General features: G+C 63.4%; 4 protein-coding genes. 1 reads left to right on the top strand and 3 read right to left on the bottom strand.

Going from position 1 to position 3965, the window contains the following annotated elements; genetic code table 11:
• Positions 1 to 35: 35 nt before the first annotated feature.
• Together JOZ76_RS28010 and proS are read right to left on the bottom strand one after the other, a co-directional pair.
• Positions 36 to 1316, bottom strand: a complete 1281-nt coding sequence (locus JOZ76_RS28010; RefSeq protein ID WP_291704184.1) for a lipoprotein-releasing ABC transporter permease subunit — start codon at positions 1314 to 1316, stop codon at positions 36 to 38.
• Positions 1317 to 1417: 101 nt separating this feature from the next.
• Complete coding sequence (proS, locus tag JOZ76_RS28005) at positions 1418 to 2740, bottom strand: proline--tRNA ligase (protein WP_291704182.1); 1323 nt, start codon at positions 2738 to 2740, stop codon at positions 1418 to 1420.
• A gap of 228 nt (positions 2741 to 2968) precedes the next feature.
• Here proS and JOZ76_RS28000 point away from each other — a divergent pair, with 228 nt between their 5' ends.
• Positions 2969 to 3388, top strand: a complete 420-nt coding sequence (locus JOZ76_RS28000; RefSeq protein ID WP_291704180.1) for a c-type cytochrome — start codon at positions 2969 to 2971, stop codon at positions 3386 to 3388.
• Between the two features lie 13 nt (positions 3389 to 3401).
• Here the strand turns inward: JOZ76_RS28000 and JOZ76_RS27995 are convergent, their stop codons facing one another.
• Entirely contained in the window at positions 3402 to 3896 is a 495-nt protein-coding gene (locus JOZ76_RS27995) for a copper chaperone PCu(A)C (RefSeq protein ID WP_291704185.1), read from the bottom strand.
• Positions 3897 to 3965: the final 69 nt, after the last annotated feature.

Raw genomic sequence — 3965 nt, 5'->3', positions numbered from 1 at the left:
CGGTGTCCGGTTGCACGCCGAGATCGGTCATGGCCTCACTCATAGCGAAGCGCATCCACCGGATCGAGCCGCGCCGCCCGCCACGACGGATACAGCGTCGCCAGGAACGACAGCGTCAACGCCATCAGCAGCACTGCGAAGGTTTCGCCGAAATCCATCTCAGCCGGCAATTTCGACAGGAAATAGAGCTCCGGCGAGAACAATTCGGTGTTGGTCAGCCACGAGATGAAGCGGCGGATCGATTCGATGTTCAGGCAGATCAGGGTGCCGACGACGAAGCCGACGATGGTCCCGACCACGCCGATCGAGGCACCGGTAATCAGGAACACGCGCATGATCGAGCCCTGCGTGGCGCCGATGGTGCGAAGGATGGCGATGTCGCTGCCCTTGTCCTTCACCAGCATGATCAGGCCCGAGACGATGTTGAGGGCCGCGACCAGCACGATCAGCATCAGGATCAGGAACATCACGTTGCGCTCGATCTGCAGCGCGTTGAAGAAGGTCGAGTTGCGCTGCCGCCAGTCGACCAAAAACACCGGCCGGCCCGCTGCCTCCGTCACTGCCTTGCGGAACACGTCGATGCGGTCCGGATTGGTGGTGAAGACCTCGATCGCGGTGACGTCACTGTTGCGGTTGAAATAGCCCTGCGCCTCGGAGAGCGGCATGAACACCATGCCGCTGTCGTATTCGGACATCCCGATCTCGAATACTGCCGCCACCTTGTAAGGCTTGATGCGCGGCGTCATGCCCATCGGCGTGACCGCGCCTTTCGGCGAGACCAGCGTGAGGCTGTCGCCGGCATGCAGCGAGAGCTGGTCGGCAAGCCGTCGCCCGATGGCGACGCCCTGCCCGCTATCGAAGCCGTCGAGCGTGCCCTGCTTGACGTTCTTGGCGATCGAGGTGAGGTTGTTGAGATCATCCGACCTGATGCCGCGCACCAGCACGCCCGAGGCATTGAACGGCGAGGACGCCAGTGCCTGGCCGTCCACGACCGGCGCAGCCAGCCGGATGCCCTGCACCTGGCTGATGCGGTCGGCGACGTCCTTCCAGTCTGTCAGCGGCGATTCCAGCGGCTGCACGAGGAGATGCCCGTTGAGCCCGAGGATCTTGTCCAGGAGCTCCTTGCGAAAGCCGTTCATGACGGCCATCACGATGATGAGGGTTGCGACCCCCAGCATGATTCCGAGAAAGGAGAAACCGGCAATGACGGAGATGAACCCTTCCCGGCGTCGCGCGCGAAGATAGCGCCCCGACAGCATCCATTCATAGGCCGAGAAGGGCGCGGTTTCGACGTGCTCGTTCATGGTGCCATCCATCGTCCGATAATCCCATGATTCGGGGCCAAATGTGGCCGTTCTGGCCGCCTCTTCGGGTGCGCTCGGTGGATAAACCCAGAGTCTGACGGATCCGATGCTCGCTACGCGCCGGCCAGCCGCGCGATCGTGTCCGCCGGCGACAGGGTCTCACGCATGCCGTCGCTGCGCCGCTTGATCTCCACCTTGCCCTCGGCGAGCCCTTTTGGCCCGACCATGATCTGCCAGGGAATGCCGATCAGGTCGGCAGCGGCAAACTTGGCACCGGCGCGCTGGTCGGTATCGTCATACAACACATCGACGCCCCTCGCCGACAACTCACGATAAAGTTTTTCGCACGCCGCGTCGGTATCATCGGCCCCCTGTTTCAGGTTGAGGATCACGGCCGTGAATGGGGCGACCGCCTCCGGCCATTTGATGCCGGCCTCGTCATGGCAGGCCTCGATAATCGCGCCGACCAGCCGCGAGACCCCGACGCCGTAGGAGCCGCCATGGATCGGCACCTCGGCCCCGTCGGGCCCGGCGACCATGGCCTTCATTGCATCGGAATATTTGGTTCCGAAATAGAAGATCTGACCGACCTCGATGCCCCGGGTATGGACCCTGTGCTCGGCCGATACCTCCTGCTCGAAGCGCGCGGCATCGTGGACGTCCTCGGTGGCGGCGTAAACCGAAGTCCACTGCTTGATGATCGGCGTCAGATCGCCGTCATAGTCGACGTCCTCGGCGGGGATCGGCAGGTCGAGCACCCTGCGGTCGCAATAGACGCCGGACTCGCCGGTCTCGGCTAGCACGATGAACTCGTGGCTGAGGTCGCCGCCGATTGGCCCGGTCTCGGCGCGCATCGGAATGGCCTTCAGGCCCATGCGGGCGAAGGTGCGCAAGTAGGCGACGAACATCTTGTTGTAGGCGCGCCGCGCGCCGGCCTCGTCGAGATCGAAGGAATAGGCATCCTTCATCAGAAATTCGCGGCCGCGCATCACGCCGAAGCGCGGACGCTGCTCGTCGCGAAACTTCCACTGGATGTGGTAGAGATTGAGCGGCAGGCTCCGGTACGATTTCACATAGGCGCGGAAGATCTCGGTGATCATCTCCTCGTTGGTCGGCCCGTAGAGAAGCTCGCGCTTGTGGCGGTCTGATATCCGCAGCATCTCCGGACCGTAGGCGTCATAGCGCCCGCTCTCGCGCCAGAGATCGGCAAGCTGCAGGGTCGGCATCAAGAGCTCCAGCGCGCCCGAGCGGTCCTGCTCCTCGCGCACGATCTGCTCGATCTTCTTCAGCACGCGAAAGCGCAGCGGCAGCCAGGCATAGATGCCCGCCGCCTCCTGCCGCAGCATGCCGGCGCGCAGCATCAGGCGGTGCGAGACGATCTCGGCCTCCTTGGGATTCTCTTTGAGGATGGGCAGGAAAAACCGGGACAGTCGCATGGGACGGGGCTCGGACGAGGAATCGATGGGGTGTTTGGGGCAGTGAAAGCGGATTGCCGGGAAAAACACAAGGCGAAGCTGAAGGAAAGGGCCTAAGCCCAGATTTCTTCTGCAATTTTTGACCCGGACCAGCGGCTACGGAAACGCCCGGGGAAGCGACCCGGGAATAAACCGCCGCGTCCTCTGCTCATCCCTGAGCCGATCCGAAGTCAAGGTTTTGGGGAATTCATGGACAGCAAATCGCCCAGCGCCGTCAAGGCATCCGCCTTCCAAACCGCAACCCATCTGGCGCATCGCGGACTGGCCGCCCTGCTGGTCGCAACAGTGGCAACCGCAACCGCCGAGGCGGCTGGTGACGCCGCGCGCGGCGAAGCCCTCTATCGCGACTGCCAGGCCTGTCACTCATTCGACAAGAACCAGATCGGCCCCATGCACCGCGGCGTGGTCGGCCGCGCTGCCGGCACCGTTGCGGGCTTCGACTATTCGGAAGCGCTGAAGAACGCTGGCATCGTCTGGACCGAAGCCAATCTCGACAAATGGCTGGCCGACCCGGAAGTCCTCGTTCCCGGCTCAAAAATGTACTTCAGCGTCGACAAGGCAGGGGATCGCGCCGATCTCATCGCGTTCCTGAAGGAGCGCGCGAAATAAGCGGCGGCGTCCTTCACATCTTCTTCATGCCATCCATCTTCATGTCCATCTTTCCGCCTTCGGCGGCGGGCCCCTTGGCGCCGACGCCCTGGACATCAAGCGTGACCACGACGGTGCCCGCCTTCTCGAATTGCAGCGTGACCGGCAGCTTGTCGCCCTGCTTCAGCGGCGCCTTCAGGTCAAGCATCATCAGGTGGTAGCCGCCCGGCGCGAGCGTGACGGTCTTGCCGGGCTCGATGGTCAGGCCGTTCTCAACCGCGCGCATGGTCATGACGCCGTTCTTGACCGCCATCTCGTGCACCTCGATCTTGTCGGCGAAATCGCCGGACACGGCAACCAGGCGGTCGGGCGCACTGCCCTTGTTCTCGATGGTGAGAAAGCCGCCACCGGTCTTGGCGCCGCGCGGCGTCGCGCGGCTCCAGGCCTGGCTGATGACGAGATCGCCGGCCTTGACCTCCTCGGCCCGCGCCGGCGCCGCCAAGAAACAGCTCACCATGGCAGCAAACATGGCAAGGCTCGCAAGCGGCTTGAAGATGCGACGATTGATGTCCATTGCGTTCAACTCCAGTCAAAGGAT

Source organism: Bradyrhizobium sp. (assembly GCF_019244115.1).
In the GTDB taxonomy this organism is placed as follows: Bacteria; Pseudomonadota; Alphaproteobacteria; order Rhizobiales; family Xanthobacteraceae; genus Bradyrhizobium.
Note: the sequence above shows the minus strand (reverse complement) of the source record. Positions and strands in the feature narration are given on the sequence as shown.

What these genes read in the sequence shown, in the direction of transcription:
- JOZ76_RS28010 (WP_291704184.1), bottom strand. Translation starts at nt 1,316, where the DNA reads ATGGATGGCACCATGAACGAGCACGTCGAAACCGCGCCCTTCTCGGCC.
- proS (WP_291704182.1), bottom strand. Translation starts at nt 2,740, where the DNA reads ATGCGACTGTCCCGGTTTTTCCTGCCCATCCTCAAAGAGAATCCCAAG.
- JOZ76_RS27995 (WP_291704185.1), bottom strand. Translation starts at nt 3,896, where the DNA reads ATGTTTGCTGCCATGGTGAGCTGTTTCTTGGCGGCGCCGGCGCGGGCC.
- JOZ76_RS28000 (WP_291704180.1), top strand. Translation starts at nt 2,969, where the DNA reads ATGGACAGCAAATCGCCCAGCGCCGTCAAGGCATCCGCCTTCCAAACC.